This is a genomic window from Vibrio panuliri (assembly GCF_009938205.1).
In the GTDB taxonomy this organism is placed as follows: Bacteria; Pseudomonadota; Gammaproteobacteria; order Enterobacterales; family Vibrionaceae; genus Vibrio; species Vibrio panuliri.
In genome coordinates, this window is the sequence record NZ_AP019654.1 from 1,648,307 (window position 1) to 1,671,216 (window position 22,910).

The 22,910-nt window shown below is 45.5% G+C and carries 20 protein-coding genes; 12 read left to right on the forward strand and 8 right to left on the reverse strand.

The genetic code is table 11. The features are described 5' to 3' along the window. Positions 1-285 precede the first annotated feature (285 nt). Positions 286-2,646: an AAA family ATPase gene (locus GZK95_RS07510; RefSeq protein WP_075715750.1), complete on the forward strand. Its 2,361-nt coding sequence runs from the start codon at positions 286-288 to the stop codon at positions 2,644-2,646. Position 2,647: 1 nt separating this feature from the next. Next, positions 2,648-3,526 (forward strand): mechanosensitive ion channel family protein, encoded by an 879-nt coding sequence (locus tag GZK95_RS07515; RefSeq protein WP_075709551.1) that lies wholly within the window; start codon positions 2,648-2,650, stop codon positions 3,524-3,526. Positions 3,527-3,582: 56 nt separating this feature from the next. On the opposite strand, the gene GZK95_RS07520 is transcribed toward GZK95_RS07515, so the two are convergent. Both GZK95_RS07520 and GZK95_RS07525 read right to left on the reverse strand, forming a co-directional pair. Beyond that, positions 3,583-5,628 (reverse strand): sensor histidine kinase, encoded by a 2,046-nt coding sequence (locus tag GZK95_RS07520; protein WP_075715751.1) that lies wholly within the window; start codon positions 5,626-5,628, stop codon positions 3,583-3,585. Then, the gene (locus GZK95_RS07525; protein WP_075715752.1) at positions 5,618-7,069 is read right to left on the reverse strand and encodes a sigma-54-dependent transcriptional regulator; all 1,452 of its coding nucleotides are present in this window, start codon (positions 7,067-7,069) and stop codon (positions 5,618-5,620) included. Before GZK95_RS07525 ends, GZK95_RS07520 begins: the two co-directional genes overlap by 11 nt. Positions 7,070-7,338: 269 nt before the next feature. Between GZK95_RS07525 and GZK95_RS07530 the strand changes: the two genes are divergently transcribed. From GZK95_RS07530 to GZK95_RS07555, 6 genes are all read left to right on the forward strand, one after another. Further along, positions 7,339-8,157 carry a substrate-binding domain-containing protein gene (locus tag GZK95_RS07530; RefSeq protein ID WP_075715771.1) on the forward strand — a complete coding sequence of 273 codons (819 nt, stop codon included), beginning with the start codon at positions 7,339-7,341 and terminating at the stop codon, positions 8,155-8,157. A gap of 6 nt (positions 8,158-8,163) precedes the next feature. Further along, complete coding sequence (locus GZK95_RS07535; RefSeq protein ID WP_075709548.1) at positions 8,164-8,862, forward strand: ABC transporter permease; 699 nt, start codon at positions 8,164-8,166, stop codon at positions 8,860-8,862. 9 nt (positions 8,863-8,871) lie between these two features. Further along, positions 8,872-9,588 (forward strand): energy-coupling factor ABC transporter ATP-binding protein, encoded by a 717-nt coding sequence (locus GZK95_RS07540; RefSeq protein ID WP_075709547.1) that lies wholly within the window; start codon positions 8,872-8,874, stop codon positions 9,586-9,588. Beyond that, complete coding sequence (mobA, locus tag GZK95_RS07545; protein WP_075715753.1) at positions 9,566-10,153, forward strand: molybdenum cofactor guanylyltransferase MobA; 588 nt, start codon at positions 9,566-9,568, stop codon at positions 10,151-10,153. The genes GZK95_RS07540 and mobA overlap by 23 nt, the downstream gene beginning before the upstream one ends. After that, the gene (locus tag GZK95_RS07550; RefSeq protein WP_075715754.1) at positions 10,150-11,928 is read left to right on the forward strand and encodes a bifunctional molybdopterin-guanine dinucleotide biosynthesis adaptor protein MobB/molybdopterin molybdotransferase MoeA; all 1,779 of its coding nucleotides are present in this window, start codon (positions 10,150-10,152) and stop codon (positions 11,926-11,928) included. Before mobA ends, GZK95_RS07550 begins: the two co-directional genes overlap by 4 nt. A 64-nt stretch (positions 11,929-11,992) precedes the next feature. Further along, positions 11,993-12,259, forward strand: coding sequence for a DUF2960 domain-containing protein (locus GZK95_RS07555; protein ID WP_075647917.1), 267 nt, complete (start codon positions 11,993-11,995; stop codon positions 12,257-12,259). 91 nt (positions 12,260-12,350) lie between these two features. Here GZK95_RS07555 and nagK read toward each other — a convergent pair whose 3' ends face one another. Together nagK and GZK95_RS07565 are read right to left on the reverse strand one after the other, a co-directional pair. Then, on the reverse strand, positions 12,351-13,259 hold the full coding sequence (nagK, locus tag GZK95_RS07560) for an N-acetylglucosamine kinase (protein ID WP_075709544.1): 909 nt from the start codon (positions 13,257-13,259) through the stop codon (positions 12,351-12,353). Between the two features lie 267 nt (positions 13,260-13,526). Then, positions 13,527-14,255: a tRNA-uridine aminocarboxypropyltransferase gene (locus GZK95_RS07565; protein ID WP_075715755.1), complete on the reverse strand. Its 729-nt coding sequence runs from the start codon at positions 14,253-14,255 to the stop codon at positions 13,527-13,529. Between the two features lie 84 nt (positions 14,256-14,339). Here GZK95_RS07565 and GZK95_RS07570 point away from each other — a divergent pair, with 84 nt between their 5' ends. Next, complete coding sequence (locus GZK95_RS07570) at positions 14,340-15,125, forward strand: sterol desaturase family protein (RefSeq protein WP_075715756.1); 786 nt, start codon at positions 14,340-14,342, stop codon at positions 15,123-15,125. A 53-nt stretch (positions 15,126-15,178) separates the two neighbouring features. On the opposite strand, the gene fabG is transcribed toward GZK95_RS07570, so the two are convergent. From fabG to GZK95_RS07590, 4 genes are all read right to left on the reverse strand, one after another. Continuing rightward, the gene (gene fabG / locus GZK95_RS07575) at positions 15,179-15,913 is read right to left on the reverse strand and encodes a 3-oxoacyl-ACP reductase FabG (RefSeq protein WP_075715757.1); all 735 of its coding nucleotides are present in this window, start codon (positions 15,911-15,913) and stop codon (positions 15,179-15,181) included. A 32-nt stretch (positions 15,914-15,945) separates the two neighbouring features. Beyond that, the gene (locus tag GZK95_RS07580; RefSeq protein ID WP_075715758.1) at positions 15,946-17,550 is read right to left on the reverse strand and encodes an acyl CoA:acetate/3-ketoacid CoA transferase; all 1,605 of its coding nucleotides are present in this window, start codon (positions 17,548-17,550) and stop codon (positions 15,946-15,948) included. 91 nt (positions 17,551-17,641) lie between these two features. Beyond that, entirely contained in the window at positions 17,642-18,271 is a 630-nt protein-coding gene (locus tag GZK95_RS07585; RefSeq protein ID WP_075709539.1) for a response regulator, read from the reverse strand. Then, positions 18,268-19,644, reverse strand: coding sequence for a cache domain-containing protein (locus GZK95_RS07590; RefSeq protein ID WP_075715759.1), 1,377 nt, complete (start codon positions 19,642-19,644; stop codon positions 18,268-18,270). Before GZK95_RS07590 ends, GZK95_RS07585 begins: the two co-directional genes overlap by 4 nt. Before the next feature lie 209 nt (positions 19,645-19,853). On the opposite strand from GZK95_RS07590, the gene GZK95_RS07595 reads away from it, so the two are divergent. From GZK95_RS07595 to GZK95_RS07605, 3 genes are all read left to right on the forward strand, one after another. Further along, positions 19,854-20,924, forward strand: coding sequence for a TRAP transporter substrate-binding protein (locus tag GZK95_RS07595; protein ID WP_075715760.1), 1,071 nt, complete (start codon positions 19,854-19,856; stop codon positions 20,922-20,924). Between the two features lie 70 nt (positions 20,925-20,994). Beyond that, complete coding sequence (locus GZK95_RS07600) at positions 20,995-21,537, forward strand: TRAP transporter small permease subunit (protein ID WP_075709536.1); 543 nt, start codon at positions 20,995-20,997, stop codon at positions 21,535-21,537. Further along, positions 21,524-22,909: a TRAP transporter large permease gene (locus tag GZK95_RS07605; protein ID WP_075709535.1), complete on the forward strand. Its 1,386-nt coding sequence runs from the start codon at positions 21,524-21,526 to the stop codon at positions 22,907-22,909. Before GZK95_RS07600 ends, GZK95_RS07605 begins: the two co-directional genes overlap by 14 nt. The last annotated feature ends 1 nt before the right edge of the window (position 22,910 follow it).

The window sequence follows — 22,910 nt, forward strand, 5'->3', positions numbered from 1 at the left end:
CTCTACTGCAAGCGTTGTTTTCAATCCGCAGTGGATAATTTCCCAGTTAGGCAACCCGTAATCCTGTTACGGATTAGCAATCTAGCGACGAATCATCATTGTGTCTGTCGCTCCAAAAGCTAAAACGTGGCGCGAATATGGTTAGTTTGAAAACGCTTTTGACATAATTCTGACATTAGGTCGTGCTCACACTCTAGAATCCGACCCCCATTCTCGGTTACGGACCTATTTCTTCCGTAAAAACAACTACAATAAACCCAAATAACAAAAATTTAAGAGTGTTCTATGCGTCATCTTTTGCGTGACTTCTACTTAGCTGTCTCGATTTTATTCTGCTTATTGCTCACAAGCCCGAGCTTTGCGAGTAATGAGTACGGTTTCCAAACTCAACCTCAGAGCTCACCTGAGGCAATAAAAATCGCAAAACAAGTTTCAGGGTTACCAGAACCCTTGTTTATGACCGCCGCAGATAAGCGCCAAGTGAATCTGTTGCTGGCTCGTGTATTGCGCATTCAGCGAGAGCAAATTGCTCAGTTTGCTTCCCACCTTGATGCTTACCGCAATACCAATAAAGATTCCGAGTGGAATCAGGTGCAAAGTTCTTATTTTACTCTGACCAGCCTTAATCAGAGTAAGCAAGTGTTGTTGGATCTTACCAACGCGCAAAACCGCGACCGGTTAACGGGCTTTGGTCCTTATGGTGTAACGCAGTTTAAGCAAGAATGGCGCTTGACCCAACTCAACGTCGAATACTTGCTCTATTTCCAACTTCGCAGCTTTAAAGCGCTGGTTGCAGATATTTTTATCTCACCAATTCCGGTTCTATGGGCGGCAAGTAAAGTCTTGTTTATCTACTTTGGTTTGGTTTGGTGGTTAGCCAACAGCAAACGCTTAATTGACCTATTTCGTCAAAGTCAGTTGGAGAGTAAATCAAATCCGCCACTTTGGGTGCGACTTATTTGGTATATCAGCCGAGCCCATCGCGCGATTGCATGGCTAATTGCGATTACCCTATCACTGCGTGTACTTTCACAAATTCCTAGCCTGCAACATCTGAGTTTGCTGGAAATCTTCACTTGGTGGGTGTTGGGTGGCTCAATTGCAATTAGCTTTATTCTTGAGTTTGCCTATCGCAATAGCCATACCTCTTCGCGTGAGGTGATAGCGCTGCGCTTATCGACCATTCGTCGTTACGTTTGGAGCATTATTATTGCTGGCGTGATTATGCAAATCTCCATTCGCACGCTTGGTAAAGGAACAATCTACAGTTGGATTTATAGCGCGCTGTTTTTCTGGTTTGTCCTCGTGACAGTTTCAGTATTGCGTCTATGGCGTGAAAAAGTGTTTGAAGCGCTGGAACATCATTCAGAGCGCCCCGTTTGGGTTAACTGGGCAGTCAATCGTCAAAAGACATTTTTACTCAACATTCCCGCCACTGCGGTTGGTATTGTGTGGTTAACACTCGATAGTGCTAAACATCGTCTAATGAGCGTGCTTTCTCGCTCAACGCTGTTTAGTCAAGCGTTAGCTTATCTGTTCCGTATCGAAGTAGCCAAGCAATCGGACATCAATAAAGGTCAGCATAATCTTGTTCGCATCAAGGGGGAGCAGGTTTTTGATTACGTGTTACCGGGCAACATCGATAGTACACTGATCGACTATGCTTCAGATGAAGCAAAGCAGTTGTCTCGTTATCTAATGTCGGACAATCCCGCAATATGCGTGGTCTCTGGTGAGCGCGGTATTGGTGCGACTACCCTGCTAAACAGCCTATTGAACAAGGTTTCCAACGCCGAGCCTATTTACCTCAACTGCCCATACGCCGGGTATAGCGAACTATTGTCGCTGCTTGCGCTTAGTCTCGGTTTAGATGAAGACGCAAGTGAGATTCAGATCCTCGCTCATCTGCGTAAAAGTGATACGGCATATTTGATTGCCATCGACAACGCCCATCGCCTCGTCAAACCTATGGTGGGTGGCTTAAATGATTTAATGCGCATTACTAACCTACTACGTCGCTCAAAGAAAAATCATCGTATCGTTTTCTCGATCGTGAAATCCAGTTGGCGATTTGTTGATCGCGCACGGGGTGAACGACTACTGTTTGATTTGGTGTGCTTCCTGCCGCGCTGGAGTGAAAAGCAGATTGCGCAACTTCTTGATAGTCGCATCAACCAAGAGCTCGACAAGCCACTCTCTTTTGAAGGCTTGGTCGTTCCCAAACAATGGGACCAAGATGAGATGAGTGAAGAGGAGCGCGCTAAACAGGGCTTCTACCGTATCTTATGGCATTATTCAGATGGGAACCCGACCGTGGCGTTGCGTTTCTTCCGTCTATCGATTCATCGTAACAAAGAGACGGAACAAGCAGTCGTGCGTTTGTTTCATGTTCCTGAATCGCAAGAGCTTGAGAATATGCCAAAACCGATGCTGGCAGTACTACGCTCTATTATTCAGTTGGAAATCGCCTCCCCTGAAATTCTCACTGATTGTACCCAACTAAGCCTTGCTGAAATTACGGGGATATTGCGCTATTTCCAAAGCCGCGGCTACATCGAATGGAGCGAAGATCAAGCGCGTATTTCTGACCACTGGTTCCGCCACATTACTAACGTTCTCGACCGTCAACATCTATTGGTGAAGTAGTATGAAAAGAATAATAACTCTACTGGTATTGGCTCTATTTTCTCTGCCACTGTTCGCAAGCGAAGAAATTGCCAATGTTGAGAACATCTCCAAAATTGCCAGCTTAATTCGCTGGAGTGGCGTGTTCTTCTCAATGTTTGTAATTGCAGGGACTTGGCTGCTACTCAAGTTTATTAACTCGATGGTGGAAAGTTTCGGTAGTCAGTTTGTACAGTACCGTATGCTGCTACAAAAACTGCAATCATTTATGCAGTTCTTTATCTATATGACCACTGGTGTGGTGGTATTTATGATGAGCTTTCGCATCAACGACCAAATTCTTGCCTTAATTGGTGGTACGCTCGCAGTGTCCGTCGGTTTTGCGCTGAAAGATTTGGCGGCCTCTTTTATCGCGGGGATCACCGTTATGGTCGATCGACCATTTCAGGTTGGTGACCGCGTCACCTTTGAAGGGAATTACGGTGATATTGTTACGATTGGTCTCCGTTCGGTTCGCATGCGCACATTAAACGATGACATTATTACTATCCCCAACAACAAGTTCTTAAATGAAGTCGTGGTCAGTGGCAACTATGGTGCGCTAGATATGCAAGTCGTGATCCCTTTCTATGTCAGCATGGACGAGGATATCACCCTAGCTAGAGACCTAATTCAAGAAGCCGCCTCTTCAAGTCGCTATATCCATTTACCAAAGCCAGTTACGGTCCTTGTAAAGCAGACTATGGCGGACAACTACTTGGCGATACAGTTGACCTGTAAAGCCTATGTGGTCGACACCGCTTATGAGAAGTTGTTTGAAACCGACATTACATTGCGAGTTATGAAAGAGTTTCGTAAACACGGAATTAAGCCGCCTAAAATTGCGGTAAATGCTGGTTAAACTGCAAAAAAAACGCCTTCAATGAAGGCGTTTTTTGTTGAGCAGAACAGTTGTCGCTAACCTTTGGTTGAAACTAAAAGATCAATTTCGGCTTTTTTGGGCAATCGAATCGTAAAGCAACTGCCTTTGCCCCACTCTGATTCCACCGTCAGTTCCCCACCGGTTTGGCTCAATATACTTTGCGAGACTGATAAGCCTAATCCGGTGCCATCACGTTTGGTGGTATAGAATGGCGAGAAGATTCGTTTAATATTCTCAGGCTTAATTCCCGACCCTTCGTCCTGAATATGGATCAGCGCTCCTTTCTCCTCTCCATTCTCTACCCAATCTTCACTGCGAATAGTGAGCTTACCTTTGCCTTGCATCGCATGAATGCCATTCATCTGCAGATTGACTAGGATTTGCAGCAGTTGGTGACGGTTGATTTCAACAGAACTGTGGGCTTTGAGATCCGTAATAAATTCAACATCGCGTTTCTTGCTCCCCGTTTTAACCAGCGTCACACTCTCTTCAACGATGGGGTTGACGTGTTGCCATGTAATCTCATCTTGAACACCACCTTGGCGGCTGTACTGCAACAAACTTCGAGTAATATTACGAATACGGTCAATTTGAGTATGAATCGCATCTAACTCTTCTTGAACACGTTGGGCATCATCGCCTAACTCAAACTGAATCAGTTCTACATTACCAAGTATCACTGCGCTTGGGTTGTTGATCTCATGGGCAATGCCCGCGGTTAACTCACCCAAAGCTGCCAACTTTTCATGAACTACCAACTTGTCGCGTGTTTGGTTAAGTAGTTGAATATGCAACTCTAACTCAGCGGTTTTCTCCTCCAAGCTCGCGGTGCGTTGTTGAACTTTACCTTCCAGTTCAATCGCGGCGTACTTCAGTTCGTTTTTGCGCTGCCGAAGGAGATCAAGCATATTGTCAAACTGCTTCGCTAACTGCGCCAGTTCGTGCTCATCATCTAGCCCTAGTGGTCCAATTCTGGTTTCTTTCCCCAGTTGAATCATCTTGACGACACGGTGGATATGTTCGATCGGATTAAACAGATCGCGCGATCCTCGATATACCATTACGCCCGATATGATCAAAAGGATAATGGTGGTGATGCTGATTTCAACGATGTTGGTGACATAGGCTTTGAGAAACGGCCACATTAAGTAACCGGTATAGAGCATACCAATCACATCATCGTTCTTATCTCGTATAGGCTGATAGGCGCTGATATACCAAGCATCATAAACGAATGCACGGTCAACCCACTGCTGCCCTTCGATTAACACTGACTGACGAACTTCGTCAGAAACCTGAGTACCAATTGCTCGGCCAACGTGCTCTTTACTATCTAGCGGAACATTCGTACTAACACGTAAGCCGTCCATAAATAGCGTCAAGGTTCCCAAAGGTCGCAGGTAGTCTTGTTCACTCGGGTAAATAAGATCGCGAATTTGATCGACCAACACAGTACTGTTGTTTAATAGCAAACCACCATCCATGTAGCCAACCAGTTCATTTTGGTTGTTATGGACAGGGATAACAGTGCGGCTGACCAAACCTCGCGTCTCAATGCTGTGAGTATCAAGAATCGGCACTTGTGCGCGCATTGCAAGGTCTTTGTCGAGTGCTGCGAGCTCTTGATGCGTTAGCAGATCAAAGAAAGATTCTTGTTGCGTCAGCTTTGGATAATCAAACTCAGCTTCTGCCTCGGTTACTCGATGCAGACAGAGAAAATCTAAGTTATAGCGCTGTCTTTGCTCCGCCACCCAATGTTTGAGCGCCTCGCTATCCATACCACTCTCAAGCCTAACGCGAAAATCGTAAGATTCGGTAAACGCTTCAACGTGATTGGCTTGTTTCTGCTGAATCAACTCAATACTGTTGTTGGCTACTTCCAGTCGTTCGGAGACATCGATTAAGGTACTTTGCCATGTGTAGTGAATTGACCAATAGATGGTAATACCAATCAGTGCCAACAATGTGAGAAATATCGGCGCTGATGTGAGTATCATTAGACGATATCTCACCATAGTGCGAAAGCGATAGCGCCATTTAGCTAGAAAACTCTGATGATCTTTGTTGCCATTATTCGGCATAATCGGAATCCTCTGCATCCCACTCTTTATATTTTCGCTCTAGCGTCTTGCGCGCAACGCCCAGATCACGTGCGGCTGCCGACTTGTTGCCATCATGAAAATCAACCAACTGCTGAATATGAGATTTTTCCACTTCCTTCAGTGTCCACGAATTTGGATAACCCTTGCCTGATGCTTGCACAGGTTGAGCGACATCAATCAGTTGTGAGCCAGTAGTCACCGTCATTGATATATGTTGCTGAGGCTGGTTAATATTGAGCTCTCTCCAGTAGTGAGCTGGAGGTTTGCCTAACAAAATGCAGCGTTCAATCAAGTTCTTTAGCTCTCGAATATTACCCGGCCAATCATAATTATGGAGCGCTTCAATATCCTCATGTGCCCAGTTTGGGTCTTGAACGCCCAACTCAGCAGAGAGCATTTTGGTAAAAAACGGCACCAACTCTGTCAGATCTTTTTTGCGCTCTCGTAACGGCGCTACATCAATTTTCAGAACATTAAGTCGATAGAATAGATCTTCACGGAAGTTACCTTTACTCACCTCCTCTTGTAGATTACGGTTGGTTGCCGCTACAACACGTACATCAACCGCAATCTCTTTTTCACTACCTACGGGGCGAATAGCGCGTTGCTCTAATACTCGTAACAGTGCCGATTGCATGCTCAATGGCATTTCACCGATTTCATCTAAGAACAAAGTCCCACTGTTTGCGACTCGAAACAGACCCTCACGGCCTTTTTTCGCTCCGGTAAACGCGCCAGAGGTATGACCAAAGAGTTCGCTTTCTAATAACTCTGGTGCGATAGCCCCACAGTTAACGGGAATAAATGGACCATTGCGCCCGCTCGCTTCATGGACACCTCTAGCGACGAGTTCTTTACCAGTACCTGACTCGCCCTCGATCAACACCGATGCTCTTGAAGGAGCAAACTGCGTAATCAGTTGACGCAACTGTTTGGTTTTCTCTGAACTTCCGGCAATTTCGGTAATAATATGGCGCTTTACATCGCGTCGAAGTGCAAACTGCAAGCGCTCATTCAACCGCTTGTCCATGCAATGTTGCACGGATTGCAGCATTTGGCTGAGATTAAAAGGCTTAAGAATAAAGTCGGTTGCGCCTAGTTTTAGCGCAGAAATTGCCGTTTCAAGATCCGCATAGCCCGTCATAAAAATTACGTCGGCTTTGCGCTCTTCATCATTAAACGCTTCTTCCCATTCAATACCTGAGCGCCCGGGCAAGTTAATGTCTAAAATTATAAGATCATAGTGATTGGCGAGACGTAAGGTTTCGGCTTGCTCAATGCTGCCAGCGGTATCCACTTTCGAGAACCATTTACTGAGCGCTTTTTGCAAAATGGCTTGCATGCCGTCTTCGTCATCAACAACGAGAACAGAGAATGCTTGGTACTGAAGTGATTTAGTTGCGTCTAATGATGCAGACATAATTTATCTCAATAGATTTTCAATTATTGGGTCAGAGTGTACCAAGGTTTTGTCAGTTGGATCGAGCAATAGTGAGACATTTTGTCTCAAAGACCCTTTTTGTCCACAATTTCGCATAGAATAGCTTGAAATTTAAGCAAAAAAGTTGGCATTTAGATTGCTAATGGCAACTGACCATTTTTGGTTCTTGCCATTCCCTACTCGGTAATGAACTGAAAAGCCTTTTGGCCCACATTATGGAAACTATAACAATGAAAGCATCATTTACTATGAAAGCAACAGTTAGTTACACACTAGCTGCAGCGTCAATTGCACTATTTAGCTACTCTGCACACGCAGAAGATCAATCGCATGTTCGTTTAGCGACAACGACCAGTACATACCACTCTGGCCTTCTTGATTACCTTTTGCCTGAATTCGAAAAAGACACAGGTTATAAAGTGGACGTTATCGCTGCTGGTACTGGTAAGTCACTTAAAATGGGTGAGAACGGCGACGTTGATTTGGTTATGACTCACGCGCCTAAAGCGGAAGCTAACTTTGTAGAAAAAGGCTACGGCGTACTACCACGTAAGTTAATGTACAATGACTTCGTCCTAGTTGGTCCACAAGCTGACCCTGCAAAAGTTGCTGATGACAAAACCGTCGCTGAGGCATTTAAAGATATCGCGAGCATCAATGCGACGTTCGTTTCTCGTGGTGATGACTCAGGCACACATAAAAAAGAATTGGGCATTTGGGCTCAAACAAAAATGGAACCAACCTTTTCTGGTTACCGCTCTGTAGGCCAAGGTATGGGTCCAACGCTAAACATGGCTTCTGAGATGCAAGGTTACACTTTGACAGACCGTGGTACTTGGTTGGCGTACAACAACAAGTTGGATCTAAACATCCTACTAGAAGGTGATAAAAATCTATTCAACCCTTACCAAGTGATCCTAGTTAACCCTGAGCGTTACCCAACGATCAACTACCAAGGTGCGAAAGTGTTCAGTGACTGGCTAGTGAACCCTCGCGGTCAGGAACTTATCAACAGCTTTAAACTAAACGGTAAGCAACTCTTCGTTGCAAACGCGAACGAGAAATAATCGCCCATGAGCCTTTGGCAGACAACATTAGAAGCGCTGGCACTCCTTGTCAGCTTTGACCACGACTTAATGGCTATTGTCGGGGTCTCATTTAGCGTTTCTTTATCCGCGATTTCTCTGGTGTTGCTGCCAGCGATTCTATTTTCGTTCATACTTGCCTACACGGATTTCCGAGGCAAGTGGATGTTCCTTTCGTTAGTGAACACCTTGCAAGCCGTTCCCACCGTGGTGATCGGCTTGCTACTTTACATGCTGTTATCCAGAGCAGGCCCACTTGGTGATTGGCAAATGTTATTTACCCAAAAAGCTATGGTGCTCGGTCAAATGCTGATCTGTTTCCCTGTTCTTGTGGCAATGATGCATGGCGCGCTTCAATCGAGTGATCGACGCGCAGTGGAAACCGCGATTACTTTGGGTGCATCTATCCCTCGCCTTGCGGCGACCATGATCTGGGAAACGCGTTTTCCACTTTTAGCCGCGACCATCGCTGCATTCTCACGCATTGTTACAGAAGTTGGCTGTTCAATGATGGTTGGTGGCAACATAATGGGGATCACCCGCAATATTCCTACTGCAATTTCAATGGAAAGCCACAAAGGCGCCTTTGCGCAAGGTGTTGCACTTGGAATTGTATTGCTCTCGTTAGCATTGCTACTCAACTTTTTGCTCAGCAGCATGCGCGGGCGTGGTTATTTGAGAACTTAAGGGCAACTTATGACTATAAAATTAACTGCTCAGCAAGTCTCGATGAGATTCAAAGATCGGGTGTTATTTCATATCCCCGACCTCTCGATCGGTCCTAATGATGCGATCTACTTACGTGGTGACAATGGTGTTGGTAAAACGACGCTGCTCAAAATCCTATCTGGCCTACTCAAGCCAACAACGGGAAGAGTCAATGCACCAAATGATAATATTATTCAACGCTTGTTTCCTCGCAGCGGCCGTCGCGATGTGGTTTATCTCCACCAATCTCCTTACCTTTTTGATGGCACTGTGTACGAGAACGTTGCGTACGGCATTCGATTCCAGAAAATGTCTGCGCAAGACAAGCGAGCTAAAGTGATTACTGCACTGCGTCGCGTTGGTTTAGAAACACTGGCTGATGAGCATATTTCTGTTTTGTCTGGTGGTGAGAAGCAGCGCGTGGCAATGGCGCGAGCATGGATTTTGACGCCTTCAATATTGTTGATGGATGAGCCGAGTGCATCACTCGACCAAGAATCCATTGACCGCTTAGTCACTCTAGCCAAAGATTTACTTCAAAAAGGCTCAAGCATTGTGGTTACGAGCCACCAAAAAAATGCATTAACCGACCTGTGTCGTAAACAGTGGTGGATTAAAGACTCAACTCTGATAGAGTCACCACTGTTACAAATCATTACTGAAGAAAAGCAAGAGAATCCCTATGCTAAATCCAACGCAAACTAGTTGGGTCATTCTGGCTGGTGGCCAAGCCAGCCGCATGGGCGGCAAAGATAAAGGCCTTATCGAACTCAATAAGAAGCCGCTAATAAAGCACGTTATCGAGCGCTTGTCGCCACAAACTTCACACATTCTGATCAACGCCAACCGTAACCAAGAGTTATATGCTCAGTTTGGTCCTGTTTTTAGTGATCAATTTGCCAATTATCCCGGACCAATGGGTGGGATTCACGCTGGCTTGATGCACGCACCCACTGATTGGGTTGGTTTTGTCCCTTGTGACAGTCCACAAATTAGCGACGATTTAGTGGCACGTTTCTGCGCCGAAGTGACTGAAAGCAGCGATATCTTAGTCGCGCACGATGGCGATCATCAACAGCCCGTCTTTACTCTCTACCACAAGCGTGTATTACCAAAACTGACCGCATTTTTAGAGCGTGGCGATCGCAAAATCATCCTATTATACAAAGAGTGCAATACCTCTTACGTTGATTTCAGCGATGCACCAAACTGTTTTGTAAACTTAAATACTCCACAAGAGTTGGCACAATTTGGAACTTTAGAATCATGAAAACACGCCACTTAGTCCCTATTCTTGGCTTTGCTGCCTATTCAGGCACAGGCAAAACAACCCTGATTGAGGCGTTATTACCTAAGCTCACTGCGGCGGGTTTACGAATTGGTATGCTCAAGCATGCACACCATAATTTTGATGTTGATAAACCGGGTAAAGATAGCTTTCGCCTACGTAAGGCTGGCGCTAGCCAAATGTTGATTTCGTCAAGAAATCGCTATGCATTGATGACCGAGACACCAGAAGCGGAGTCTGAGTTTCACTACCTACTCAGCCGCTTTGATCAGCAACAACTCGACGTTATTCTGGTCGAAGGTTGTAAGAATATCGCTTTTCCAAAAATCGAACTGCACCGCGATGAGATCGGCAAACCTTGGTTATACCCTAACGATGACAATATCATTGCCATTGCCGCTGACAGTAAGGTAGACGACTCCGAGTTGCCGCAGTTAGATATTAATGACTTAGAATCAATCAAAGATTTCGTGCTCGAATTTGTCGCGCGCAAAGGAGAGATTGGCAAAGAGATTACTGCAGCTGGATGCTGCGATACCCTGTCCCCTGCATTCCTTTCTGTTGCACAAGGTCAAGAGAAAATACTCTCTCTGGTTAATTGTGTCAGCGAAGTTGAGCCGTGCTCTCTACAACAAAGCTACTATCGTATTCTTGCTGACAATATCGTCTCACCAGTTAATGTTCCACAGTACACGAACTCAGCGATGGATGGTTTCGCTATTCGCGGTGACGATACCCAGCGTGATAACTATAACGTTGTTGCGGAAGTGATGGCTGGTCACGCTTATGATAAAGAAGTTCAAATTGGTCAAGCGGTTAAAATAATGACGGGCGCACCGATGCCTTTAGGTGCTGACACCGTTATTATGCGTGAGCAAGCTACAGCAAACAGTGACAATGTCACCTTCAATGGAGCGAGCATCAAAGCGGGACAAAATGTCCGTCAAGCCGGCGAAGATCTTGCGATAGGCGCAAACGTCTTTACTCAAGGAACACGTATTGAATCGGCAGAAATGGGAATGCTGGCATCATTAGGCTTTGGTGAAACCAAGGTCTATCGCAAACTCAAAGTTGCCCTCTTCTCAACGGGTGATGAAGTACAAGCACCCGGTAGCGAGCAAAAGCCAAACACCATATACGATTCAAACCGCTTTACTATCATCGGGCTACTAGAGAAATTGGGATGTGAGACTCTTGATTTCGGTATCCTTGAAGATAATGAACAGGTCATGATTGAGGCAATTAAAGAGGCCAGCCAACAAGCCGATGTTGTAATTACATCTGGAGGCGTGTCTGTTGGTGACGCCGATTACATCAAGCTTGCGCTTGATAAGCTTGGTCAAATTGATTTCTGGCGCATTAATATGCGTCCGGGGCGCCCACTTGCCTTTGGTCAAATCAACGATAAACCGTTCTTTGGATTACCAGGCAACCCTGTTGCAGTGATGGTATCGTTTATCAATTTTGTCGAACCAGCTCTGCGTAAGATGCAAGGTGAAGTAAATTGGCAGCCATTGAAAGTAAATGCGATTGCGACCGAAGACTTGCGTTCTAAACAAGGACGTACCGAGTTTAGCCGCGGCGTATACCAATTAGATAGCGCTGGCCGCCTGACTGTACGTACAACCGGTAAACAAGGCTCTGGTATTCTCCGCTCAATGAGCGAAGCGAACTGTTTAATTGAGATTTCTCCTGCTGTAGATACAGTAAAAGTTGGAGAAAGCGTGACAATTATCCCACTTCAAGGCAGAATCTAACCCATTCTAGGCCAGCTTACATGCTGGCCTTTCATTTGATAGCAAAGCAAATAAGTAACCTATTATGGCTCGTACAATTCTTTATACCTACAAAGACGTTGAGAAAGAACTGCTGTTCTCTTACCAGCAACATCGCAACATTCATGAAGCGGTAGCAGAAGCTGAAGGTATCGACCTTACTGAGTTTCTAAAAATGGAACTTCAGCTAGAAATGGTTTCTGACACTAAAGCGGTACGCAATTACCGCGATAATCATTTCAAAAAACTTGGCTTTGGCAAAATCACACTAAAACCTAAAGAAAATTTAGGTGTGGGCAAAAAGAACAAGTAAACCGCTGGTTGCGATAAGCAGTCGCACAAACCGTTACCTACACAAAGGGCTTCCATTTGGAAGCCCTTTGTTTTTAATTCAAACTTAGCCGTTACTTGATATTCAGGAACGCCGCGCCACGTACACCACCTGAATCGCCATGTTTGGCTTTAACGATCTTCGGACATTTAGCCACAGACAGTAGATGCTTGGGAATACGTTTTGGCATCTCTTCATAGATTAGGTCGTAGTTCGATAGGCCGCCACCAAGTACGACTACGTGTGGGTCATTGGCAGTAAAGAGGTTAGCAAAGCAAATCGCCAGCAATTCCATAAAGCGTTCAACGTGCTCAACGGCTTTAGGCTCACCTTCTGCTTGCGCCTTAATGATATCAATCGCTTTCTTCTCTTCACCGTAGTAATGAGCGTAAAGCAACTCAAAACCACGACCAGATAAATAGTTGTCAATACAGCCTTTTTTGTCGCAACCACAATCAAGCAATGGTGCATTCTCACCGAGATGGAACCATGCATCAATCGGTAAACGCATGTGCCCCATTTCACCGGCTACATTATTGCGTCCAGAGAATGGTTTACCGTCGTAAATAAGCCCGCCGCCGAAGCCGGTACCAAGAATTAGCCCCATTACCGAAGGAGAATCTTTTAGCTCTTCATCCCACGCTTCTGAAAGTGCAAAACAGTTCGCATCATTTTCGATACGTACTGAACGGCCAATTTTAGCTTCTAAATCTTTGCGTAATGGCATCCCCTTCGCTGCAGGGATGTTAACCGTTAAGATAGTACCGTTGTCGGCATCTTCCATACCCGGTAAACCAAGACCAATCTTCCCTTCGCAATTAAACTCTTGGTCATACTTGCTTACCAACCCTGCGATTGCGCTCAACAGCTCTTGGTAATCACTCGTTGGTGTTGGCACACGTTCGGTTGCAACCCGTTCTAACTGTTCGTTAAACGCGCCAAACTCAATCTTGGTGCCGCCAACATCAAAGCCGTAGTACATCTTATTCTCTCCCAGAATGTAATTCATAAAATCCAAACAACGTATAACAGATAGTCAATTGAATTTATGCGACTAAACGGAGGTCATCACAGGTGCTAGCGTCTGAAAACCATCTTTACGCTCATATTGGCGTGCTTTATCGCATCGTTTGACTATCACTCTAAAGTAACCGAGTTTATTTTGTAATATCAACGACTAGATTAGTTATTTTCGATCTGTATACCCTAGTTATTAAGATCCCAAGTACCTAACCTCCCATCCTGTCGCTTAGCTCGTCATTTCCTCAATCAAACGTTTAAGCTCTGGGCGGTTTTCATCAGACTTAAATTGGGTTTTACTCATTAAGTAACTTTCGCGAAAAACTCGAAACCAGAGGTCAAGCGTGTGGGCAGCAAGGTTTTGCTCTAATTGCTGCAAAACCATAATCGCGACCTCTGCCGTTGCGAGGTGTTGCTCGTTGTCTGATTTTCGCATCATATACTGTGATATTGCTTGAGGATGAATCGACACCACTGGCAAGTTATCTAAGTAGGGAGACTTGCGAAACATGCGTCTCGCCTCTCGCCAACTGCCATCTAAAAGAATGATTAGTGGCTTTTTGTTATCACAAAATTGATTCAGTGGCTGATGGACTACTCGTTGCTTGTTTTCAACATAGTCTGCCGGAAAAACTAACAGTGGTTGATAGCTAGGATCTTGTAGCAAAGCCAACATTTTCGGATCAGGGTCCGTTCTATTCCATTGAAATGCGTACCCTTCTTGTATCGTATCTAAGATCAAGCGCCCCGTATTACTTGGTTTAAACACTTCGTTTTCCGACACCATCAACATCACCGCGACATCGCTTTCGATCTGTGGCTGATAGTCGCAGATACAGTTATTTGCAGCTACTTGACAGTATTGGCAGCGTTCTACTTTACTGCCGCGAGCGTTAAAGGCTTTTGTCGAAAGCGCTAACCTTTGTTGATATAAATGATGAAAGGCGTGGATTCTCATAGAATTTCAATGATAATGGTATCGAAGGCGACAAATTCTACCCACCTTCTGCCATGATGCAAGGTGAAACAGCAAGGAAAACTGATGCAAAATCCCGATATGATTCGCTTAAGCTTTTTTATCTCCGTGTTAGTGCTGTGCGCGTTATGGGAATGGGTAGCACCGCGTAAACAACTGACTCAAAAGAAGCTCAGTCGCTGGTTAAATAATCTTGGTTTGGTCGGCTTCAACTCACTTTGCATCACATTACTGATGCCTTGGGTCGCCATAGAGAGCGCGATTTGGGCGAATCAATCTGGCGTCGGTCTACTAAATTGGCTTTCCCTTCCATCATGGGTCGAAATCGCGATTGTCGTGGTGTTACTTGACTTAACGATTTATCTACAGCACCTACTCTTCCATCGCGTACCTTTCCTGTGGCGTTTACACCGAATGCATCATGCCGACCAAGATATTGATGTCACAACGGGCGCACGATTCCATCCTATAGAGATTTTACTCTCTATGTGGATAAAAATCGCAGCGGTAGTCGCCTTGGGCGCTTCACCGATGGCAGTGCTGGTATTTGAAATTGTACTCAATGCCAGCGCAATGTTTAACCATAGCAATGCCAAGCTCTCCCTGCCTGCTGACCGTCTATTGCGTCGAGCAGTGGTAACACCCGATATGCATCGTGTGCACCACTCAGTCATCAGTAAGGAAACCCACTCAAACTTCGGCTTTTTCCTCTCAATATGGGATCGATGGTTTGGGACCTATCGCGCTCAACCTGAACTTGGGCATGACAAAGTGCGCATCGGCATTCCTCTATTTCGAAACGCTCGAGAGCAGTGGTTGGATAAGATGCTCACTCAACCTTTTAGGAAGTAATCTTATCCGAAAAAAGGCGCGAACAACGCGCCTTTGTTAAATAAGAGAGTCAATTAGAGTACTAAACCACCATCGATTTTTAGTACTTGCCCAGTAATAAAGCTCGCCTTATCACTTGCAAGAAACTCAACACCGTTGGCAATATCATCAGGCGTTCCCATCCTACCGAGAGGCGTTTTACCCTTCATCATATCTAACACTTTTTCTGGAAGCTCCGCTGTCATTGGTGTTTCGACAAATCCGGGAGCCACGCAATTCGCTCTCACTTGGGCGCCTTTACGCGCAAACTCTTTCGCCCATGTTTTAGTCATCGCAATCACACCACCTTTAGTTGCGGCATAGTTGGTTTGTCCGATGTTTCCATCCGTACCAACCACCGATGACATGGTGATAATTGAACCCGTATTGTTTTCGATCATTATGGGCGCGATAGCTTGGGTCAGATTAAAAACCCCTTTGAGGTTAACATCGACAACCATATCCCAATCATGCTCACTCATCTTGTCTATCAACGCATCTCGCGTAATACCTGCGTTATTCACCAGTACATCGACACGACCAAAGTCGGCTTTGATCTGACTGACCAACACATCAATTGCCGCTCTATCGCAAATGTTCAATACGATGGGTTTGACGTTATTCATTCCCATAAAGGCCTTAGATAATACTTCCTGATTCATGTCTAAGGCATACACCATGGTTGCACCACTTGCCGCAAATCGGTCGACAATGGTTCGACCGATACCTTGCGCTGCGCCTGTCACTACGCAGATTTTGTCGTTAAACATAGCTATTTCCTTGTTGGGCTATTCAAAATTCTTTAAGGCGACGTATTGACAACGTCACTATCAAATTTGAGTTCGAAATGTGTCTTGAATATTGCTTTATCCATTACTTTTAATGACGAACTTATGACGGGTGCAAATGACATCTGTTTTAATATATCGCGCTCTAAGTCGATCCCTGGCGCAATTTCAATTAGCACTAATCCGTGTATACCTAACCTGAATACCGCACGTTCTGTGATATAAAGAACTGGTTGGTGGTTTTCCAATGCTTTTGCAGCGCTAAAGGTTATCTGCTCTACTGACTCGACAAACTTCGGTTGTTGTCCTTCGCTGAGGATATGAAGCGAGCCATCCTCAACAGCCAGTTGTAAGCCTTTGGCGGTGAAAGTGCCGCAAAAATAAACTCGCTTAGCATTTTGGGTAATATTGATAAATCCCCCACAGCCTGCGATTTTGCGTCCAAAACGAGACACGTTGATATCGCCTTTCACATCACATTGCGCCAACCCCAAAAATGCCTGATCTACACCTCCACCATCATAAAAATCGAACATCTGATCCTGACTAATAATAGCCTGTGGTAGCCGAGATGCACCGAAATCTAAGCCGCTTTGTGGCTCCCCACCTACGGCTCCGGGTTCGACAGTTAGAGTAAAATGTTGAATAACAGAGGCTTGCTGTGCAACTCGTGCAATATATTCAGGTGCGCCAATACCTAAATTTAGTACTGAATTTGGAATTAGCTCTAAAGCGGCGCGGCGAGCAATAATGGTTTTCGCATCCAACTTTTCTGGGTCCGATTGAGTCTGACTTTGCAGTTTTTTAGTGACATTGTCACTGTTGGTAGGTTTGCGTCCAACAAACTCTTCATTCATGCTGGTTGCGAATGTCTGCATATGTTCATTGAGATCATCACAAACGACTACTGCATCAACAAACACTCCAGGAATTTTCACCGCATGGGGGTCTAAACAGCCCGCTGCCACCACTCGCTTTACCTGAACTATTACCTTGCCGCCACAATTGCGTGCCGCTTGCGCTGCAGCAAGACTTTCGACTATCAGACATTCATCTTCCATGGTGATATTGCCGTTTTCATCGGCAGTGGTACCCCTTAGAATCGCAACATCAATTGGCAGCTTGTGATAAAATAGATACTCTTCACCCGACAGTTGAATAACTTCAACGCGGTCCTCACGAGTTACTGCGTTAACTTTTCCACCTTCAATTCTTGGGTCAACAAATGTCCCTAATCCCACCTTACTAATGGTTCCTGGTTTTCCAGCTGCAGTGTCACGCAAAAGATGAGAGATAATCCCCTGTGGTAAGTTGAATGCGCTGATAAGGTTGTCGACGGCGAGTTGTTGCAGCTTAGGCACCAGCCCCCAATGGCCGCCAATCGCACACCCCACCAAACCTTCCTGTGCTAGATGATTAATGGCTCTTGAACGACCATCTCCTTGCCCTGCGGCAAAAACAAGGGTCAGATTTGTCGGGGTTCGTGTTTGCGCAAAACGCTCACCAATCGCGCGTTCAATGGCTTCTGGAACAACGGCACCAATAAAACCACCAAGCAATACGGTATCATCATTATTAATCCATGTTGCCGCGCTCTCAGGCGTTAATACTGTAACCAAATGTCACCTTCCTTAGTGATCAAAGTGATAAGTTGTTAAGGACACTGCCCAGTGTAAAGCGACCTTAAAATCATCGTGCAACCTCGCAGGATTAGCTAACAAGCCCTTTTTGTAACGCGAGCTTAACCAAAGCCGCTGTCGATGTTGCACCGAGCTTTTTCTTGATCCTTAGTCGATGGGTTTCTACCGTGCGGACACTGATGTGCAAGCTATCTGCAATATCTTTGTTGCAAGCGCCATTAACGATTGCTTTAAGTACATCTGACTCTCGTTTCGAGAGCGTATCATCCTCTGGCTTGGGCTGTTCGGTCAACTGCTCCAAAAGCCTATCGGACGCCTGCGGACTAAGGTAGGAACGCCCTTCAGCCACTTGATTGATTGCCATTACTAACTCTTCAGAACCAACATCTTTCAAAACATAGCCTTTGGCCCCAGCTTTGACTGAGCGAACCACATAATCACGCGAGTCATGCATAGACAACATGATCACTGCTGTTTTCGAACGGCTCTTTTCCAGTTTTTCTAACACTTCAATTCCATTGAGGTTAGGCATATTGATATCCAGCAACAATACGTCCGGTTTTAAGGTTAGCGTGCTTTGCAGCGCGTCTGTCCCACTACCCACACAATCAACAATATCGAGATTGCTTTCCATTTCTAAACGAGATTTTAGGCCATCCTGCATTAAGCGATGGTCGTCGGCCAACACTAATCTAATCATATAAACTCCATGTTCAAACTGACGCGAACTTCCGTTCCTTCACCTTGAGAACTCGTCACTGTGAATGTGCCACCAATGGCTTGGACACGTTCACGCATGTTTTGCAGTCCCATTTTTTCCTGAACTAACTGAGCCGACTGAGCTTGGTCGGTGGGAAAACCTATTCCATCATCACTAATGGTCATCAGTAAGGTTCTTCCCTCTCGCTGCAAAATCACATCTACGCCTTGTGCGTGGGCGTGCTTTTCCACGTTATGCAGTGACTCTTGAACCACGCGATATAAAGTCGTTTCGACCTCAGGGACAAATTCCTCACCCTCGATATCATGTTCAAAAACCAACTCTAACTGAGTCCGTTCTCTTAACCCGTTGATGTATGATCCAATTGCCGCGACTAACCCTAAGTCATCTAATTGTGGGGGGCGTAAGTCTTGCGAGATACGCCGAAGTTCCACAATCGCGTGCTCCATCGCCATTTTACTGGCATCAAGTTCGCTGTTTTTCTTAATCTCATTGCGCTCTTTGCGCACATTATCAAGCCGGTATTTGGCTGCGACGAGCAGTTGGTTGACACCATCATGCAGCTCTCTCGATACTCGCTGTCGCTCGTTCTCTTGAGAATCGATAATCTGCTGATTTAAAACACTTAATTGTTCATTTGCCAACCGCCTGACATTTAAGTTCAACGACGCACCTAGGCCGGCAATGACCGACACAGCAATAAACATTACCCCAAACAGTGCACTGCTTGTTTTACCGATATTTTGGTCAAAGCCATTGTGCATATGCGCAACTTGCCGCTCAATATCATCAAGATAGACGCCTGTGCCGATCATCCACTGCCACCTATCAAGTGACACCGCGTAACTAAGCTTAGGCAAAGGCTCTTGCGCCGATGGTTTTTGCCATAAATAGTCGACAAACCCACCGCCACGTTGACTGACAAAAATTAACTCTTGCAAGAGCTTTTTGCCTTGCACATCTTCAACGTCCCACCAGTTCTTACCAATTCGCTCCGGTTGATAAGGCAGTACAAGCGCCTCGCCCTCCCAAGTATATGCAAAGAAGTAACCATCCTTGCCATACGTGAGCTGGCTCAATTTTTGAACAACAATTTGTTTGGCGAGTTGTGGGGTCAAGCTTGGGTCAGAGTAGTAAGGCTCGATACTTTTCACTGCCATTTCTACGTACTGTTTCAGTTCTTGCTTTTTGACCGCCATTATATTGCTGCGCGTAAGCGAAACTTGGTCGCTAAGCAACTGTTTAGCTTGACTAAAAAGTATGCTAGCAACAATCAAGACCACGAGAATCAACGGCACTATCGAGAGCAAGATAATGTTGATTGTCAGTCTCCGATTCCGAATAAATCCCATTTTTCATCCCTGATGAGTACGTAGTAATACTGAATAATCAGCTAACTATCTGCACTTACTACCGACACAAAATGCGCACTATTGCCAATAGAGCATACAGCAACACACCTCTAGACTTGCATTAAATGTAACATTGCATTAACACAAATGACCCCGCAATGTTCACATTTCTCAATATTAAAAGGACTTACCTGATAAGGAGATATTCGATGAAAGTAAAAAAGGTCGCCCTCGCATCAGCTATCGCTATCGCTTCAACCTGCGTGGCGATGTCTGCTCATGCTGCCGATAAGAAAATTTTACTTAAAACACCAATCGCATTTGGCAGCCACTTACCTGCGCTTGGCACACCAATTCAGTGGTATGCAGACCATATTACGCAAACATCGGGTGGCACAATTAAGATGAAAATCTACGAGCCCGGTAAACTCGTGAATCCAGCAGAGATTCTCGATGCAGTCTCAACTGGTAAAGTCAATTCTGGTTACGCTACCGCTGGCTACTGGCAAGGCAAACTCCCTGCTTCCGCTCTCTTTTCTGCAGTCCCTTTTGGTCCGGAAGCTGGTGAATATATGGCATGGTTATTCTTTGGTAATGGCTTAAAACTCTACCAAGAGATGTACGACCAAGGCGGCTACAACGTGAAAGTTATTCCGTGTGCCATCATTTCTCCGGAGACATCAGGTTGGTTCCGTAAACCAATCGAGAAACCAGAAGATCTCCAAGGTCTCAATATGCGCTTCTTTGGCCTAGGCGCCTCAGTAATGGAAAAACTAGGCGTTGGCACCGTCCAACTGCCGGGGGGCGAAATTTTTGGCGCACTAGAGAAAGGGGCAATTGATGCCTCAGAATTCTCACAACCTGCGATTGATGAACGTCTTGGTTTCCACAAAGTAGCGAAATATAACTACTTCCCTGGTTGGCATCAGCAATCAACCATCTTTGAACTGCTGATCAACAAAGATACATGGGGAGAAATGAGTCCAGCGCAGCAATCTGCCGTCCAAACAACCTGTATGGCAACCATGACGTATTCAATCGCTGAAGGTGAAGCGATGCAATATTCCGCGATGGAGAAAGCCAAACAGAATGGCGTAGAAATCCGCTACTGGAATGAAGAGATGCTCACGCTGTTTGAAAATACTTGGATGGAAGTCGTCGACGAGAAGAAAAAAGCCGACCCATTCTTCGATAAGGTTTGGAGCGACTTATCCGAATTCCGCAATGGCTATGCCTTGTGGGAAGCGAATGCGTTCTTACCACGCGCGACTCAACAATAGTCCCTTGTAACTTGAGATGGTCAATGTCTGAATTTATCTGGCATTGACCATTGGCAGTAAGGAGTTGCCAATGAGTAAGGTGTTATGTTCCACCTCAACGCCCCCTTTCTATGTTCAGATAGAAAAAATCATCACATCTGCAAGCAAAGCCTTAGCATGGACTAATCTTGCGCTTGTGGCGGTGATTATTATCCAAGTTATATTGCGTAAGGTCTTCTCAAACGGTCAAATCGCGCTTGAAGAGCTACAATGGCATCTCTACGCAACAGCCGTAATGTTTGGTACCGCTTATGCTCAAGTGACCAATCTTCACGTTCGCGTTGATATTCTATTTCACAAGTTTTCCGCGCGCAAAAAAGCATTAGTCGATTCGCTCGGTCTGATTTTCTTAGCCATGCCCTTCGTGGTCGTCGTTATTCTCCACTCCTATGATTTTGCCTATGAAGCGTGGCGAGTAAATGAGAGTTCATCATCCCCATCGGGGTTGCCCTACCGTTGGCTAATCAAAAGTGTCATACCGCTAAGTTTTGCCATGCTGCTACTTGCCATGTTCTCAACCTTATTAAAAAACATCGATACACTGTTTAAAGGAGCACGTCATGGAAGCGAATGAATGGATTGTCATCGCCATGTTTGGCTCATTCATCCTATTGCTGTTTACGGGTATCCCCGTCGCGTATGTCCTTGGTGGGATTGGTATCGTGTTTGCAGCCGTGGGTTACTATGCCGATCTATACCTTGATACGTTTACGGGACTTGATTACACCAGCTTGGGTTTGGTAGTAAACCGTATTTTCAAAATTATGGACAACTGGATCCTTGTCGCCTTACCCATGTTTATATTTATGGGCAACATGCTCGATAAATCGGGGATTGCAGAGAAACTGATGTCTTCGATGCAAGCGCTATTTGGTAAGGTACATGGTGGTCTGGCGATCACGGTCATGGCAATTGGTATTATCCTCGCCGCTTCAACCGGTATTATCGGCGCATCCGTGGTCCTTCTCACCGTCATGTCACTGCCGAGTATGATGAGACAAGGCTACCATTTACCGCTCGCCCTTGGCACCGTTGCTTCCGCAGGTACATTGGGGATTTTGCTACCGCCTTCTATCATGCTGGTGATTATGGCTGATCAGCTCGGATTATCTGTTGGGGATCTGTTTATGGGGGCTATTATGCCGGGTCTGTTACTCGGGAGTCTCTATATTCTCTATATCTTGGTGGTCGGTAAAATGAACCCGGATAAAGCACCAGTACCCGAAGATGTTGAGCCGGTAGAGTGGCGCTTGATCCTTCAGGTGTTTAAGGACATCACACCTACGGTTGTTTTGATCTTTTGCGTACTTGGTTCTATTTTTGCTGGCGTCGCAACCCCGACAGAAGCGTCAGGCATTGGCGCGCTAGGCGCTACTTTGCTAGCAGCCTACAACCGGAAACTAAACCTTAAAGTGCTGAAAGAAGTGTTGCTATCCTCTTATGGCACCACCGCATACATCTTTATGATCTTCCTTGGCGCATCTTGTTTTGCTTTAGTATTGCGAGAGCTCGGTGGAGATGAATTGATTGAGTCGTTCCTAAGCGGGCTGCCTTTTGGTCCATATGGCATCATCGCCTTTATTTTGCTGATCGTGTTTTTGCTCGGTTTCTTCCTTGATTGGATTGAAATCACCCTGATTGCTTTACCACTACTCGCGCCTGTCATTGCGAGCCTTGGCATTGAGTTAGATGGTCATGGCGTGGTTGATAACCCCAGTTTGGTGTGGTTTGTGATGCTCGTGGCAATGGCGCTGCAAACCAGCTTTTTAACCCCACCGGTTGGTTTCGCTCTGTTCTATCTTAAAGGCGTCTGCCCTGAAGGTGTTGCTTTGAAAGATATCTATCGCGGTGTGATACCATTCATTATTATCCAGTTGGTTGCGCTGGTCGCTTTGGTCATTTGGCCACAATTAGTGCTTTGGTTCCCAAGCGTCGCATACGGATAAT

Coding starts and splice junctions, on each gene's coding strand:
- GZK95_RS07570 (WP_075715756.1), top strand. CDS start 14,340: ATGCAAAATCCCGATATGATTCGCTTAAGCTTTTTTATCTCCGTGTTA.
- GZK95_RS07555 (WP_075647917.1), top strand. CDS start 11,993: ATGGCTCGTACAATTCTTTATACCTACAAAGACGTTGAGAAAGAACTG.
- GZK95_RS07600 (WP_075709536.1), top strand. CDS start 20,995: ATGAGTAAGGTGTTATGTTCCACCTCAACGCCCCCTTTCTATGTTCAG.
- GZK95_RS07535 (WP_075709548.1), top strand. CDS start 8,164: ATGAGCCTTTGGCAGACAACATTAGAAGCGCTGGCACTCCTTGTCAGC.
- GZK95_RS07590 (WP_075715759.1), bottom strand. CDS start 19,644: ATGGGATTTATTCGGAATCGGAGACTGACAATCAACATTATCTTGCTC.
- GZK95_RS07510 (WP_075715750.1), top strand. CDS start 286: ATGCGTCATCTTTTGCGTGACTTCTACTTAGCTGTCTCGATTTTATTC.
- fabG (WP_075715757.1), bottom strand. CDS start 15,913: ATGTTTAACGACAAAATCTGCGTAGTGACAGGCGCAGCGCAAGGTATC.
- GZK95_RS07525 (WP_075715752.1), bottom strand. CDS start 7,069: ATGTCTGCATCATTAGACGCAACTAAATCACTTCAGTACCAAGCATTC.
- GZK95_RS07530 (WP_075715771.1), top strand. CDS start 7,339: ATGAAAGCAACAGTTAGTTACACACTAGCTGCAGCGTCAATTGCACTA.
- nagK (WP_075709544.1), bottom strand. CDS start 13,259: ATGTACTACGGCTTTGATGTTGGCGGCACCAAGATTGAGTTTGGCGCG.
- GZK95_RS07595 (WP_075715760.1), top strand. CDS start 19,854: ATGAAAGTAAAAAAGGTCGCCCTCGCATCAGCTATCGCTATCGCTTCA.
- GZK95_RS07540 (WP_075709547.1), top strand. CDS start 8,872: ATGACTATAAAATTAACTGCTCAGCAAGTCTCGATGAGATTCAAAGAT.
- GZK95_RS07550 (WP_075715754.1), top strand. CDS start 10,150: ATGAAAACACGCCACTTAGTCCCTATTCTTGGCTTTGCTGCCTATTCA.
- GZK95_RS07605 (WP_075709535.1), top strand. CDS start 21,524: ATGGAAGCGAATGAATGGATTGTCATCGCCATGTTTGGCTCATTCATC.
- GZK95_RS07585 (WP_075709539.1), bottom strand. CDS start 18,271: ATGATTAGATTAGTGTTGGCCGACGACCATCGCTTAATGCAGGATGGC.
- GZK95_RS07515 (WP_075709551.1), top strand. CDS start 2,648: ATGAAAAGAATAATAACTCTACTGGTATTGGCTCTATTTTCTCTGCCA.
- GZK95_RS07565 (WP_075715755.1), bottom strand. CDS start 14,255: ATGAGAATCCACGCCTTTCATCATTTATATCAACAAAGGTTAGCGCTT.
- mobA (WP_075715753.1), top strand. CDS start 9,566: ATGCTAAATCCAACGCAAACTAGTTGGGTCATTCTGGCTGGTGGCCAA.
- GZK95_RS07520 (WP_075715751.1), bottom strand. CDS start 5,628: ATGCCGAATAATGGCAACAAAGATCATCAGAGTTTTCTAGCTAAATGG.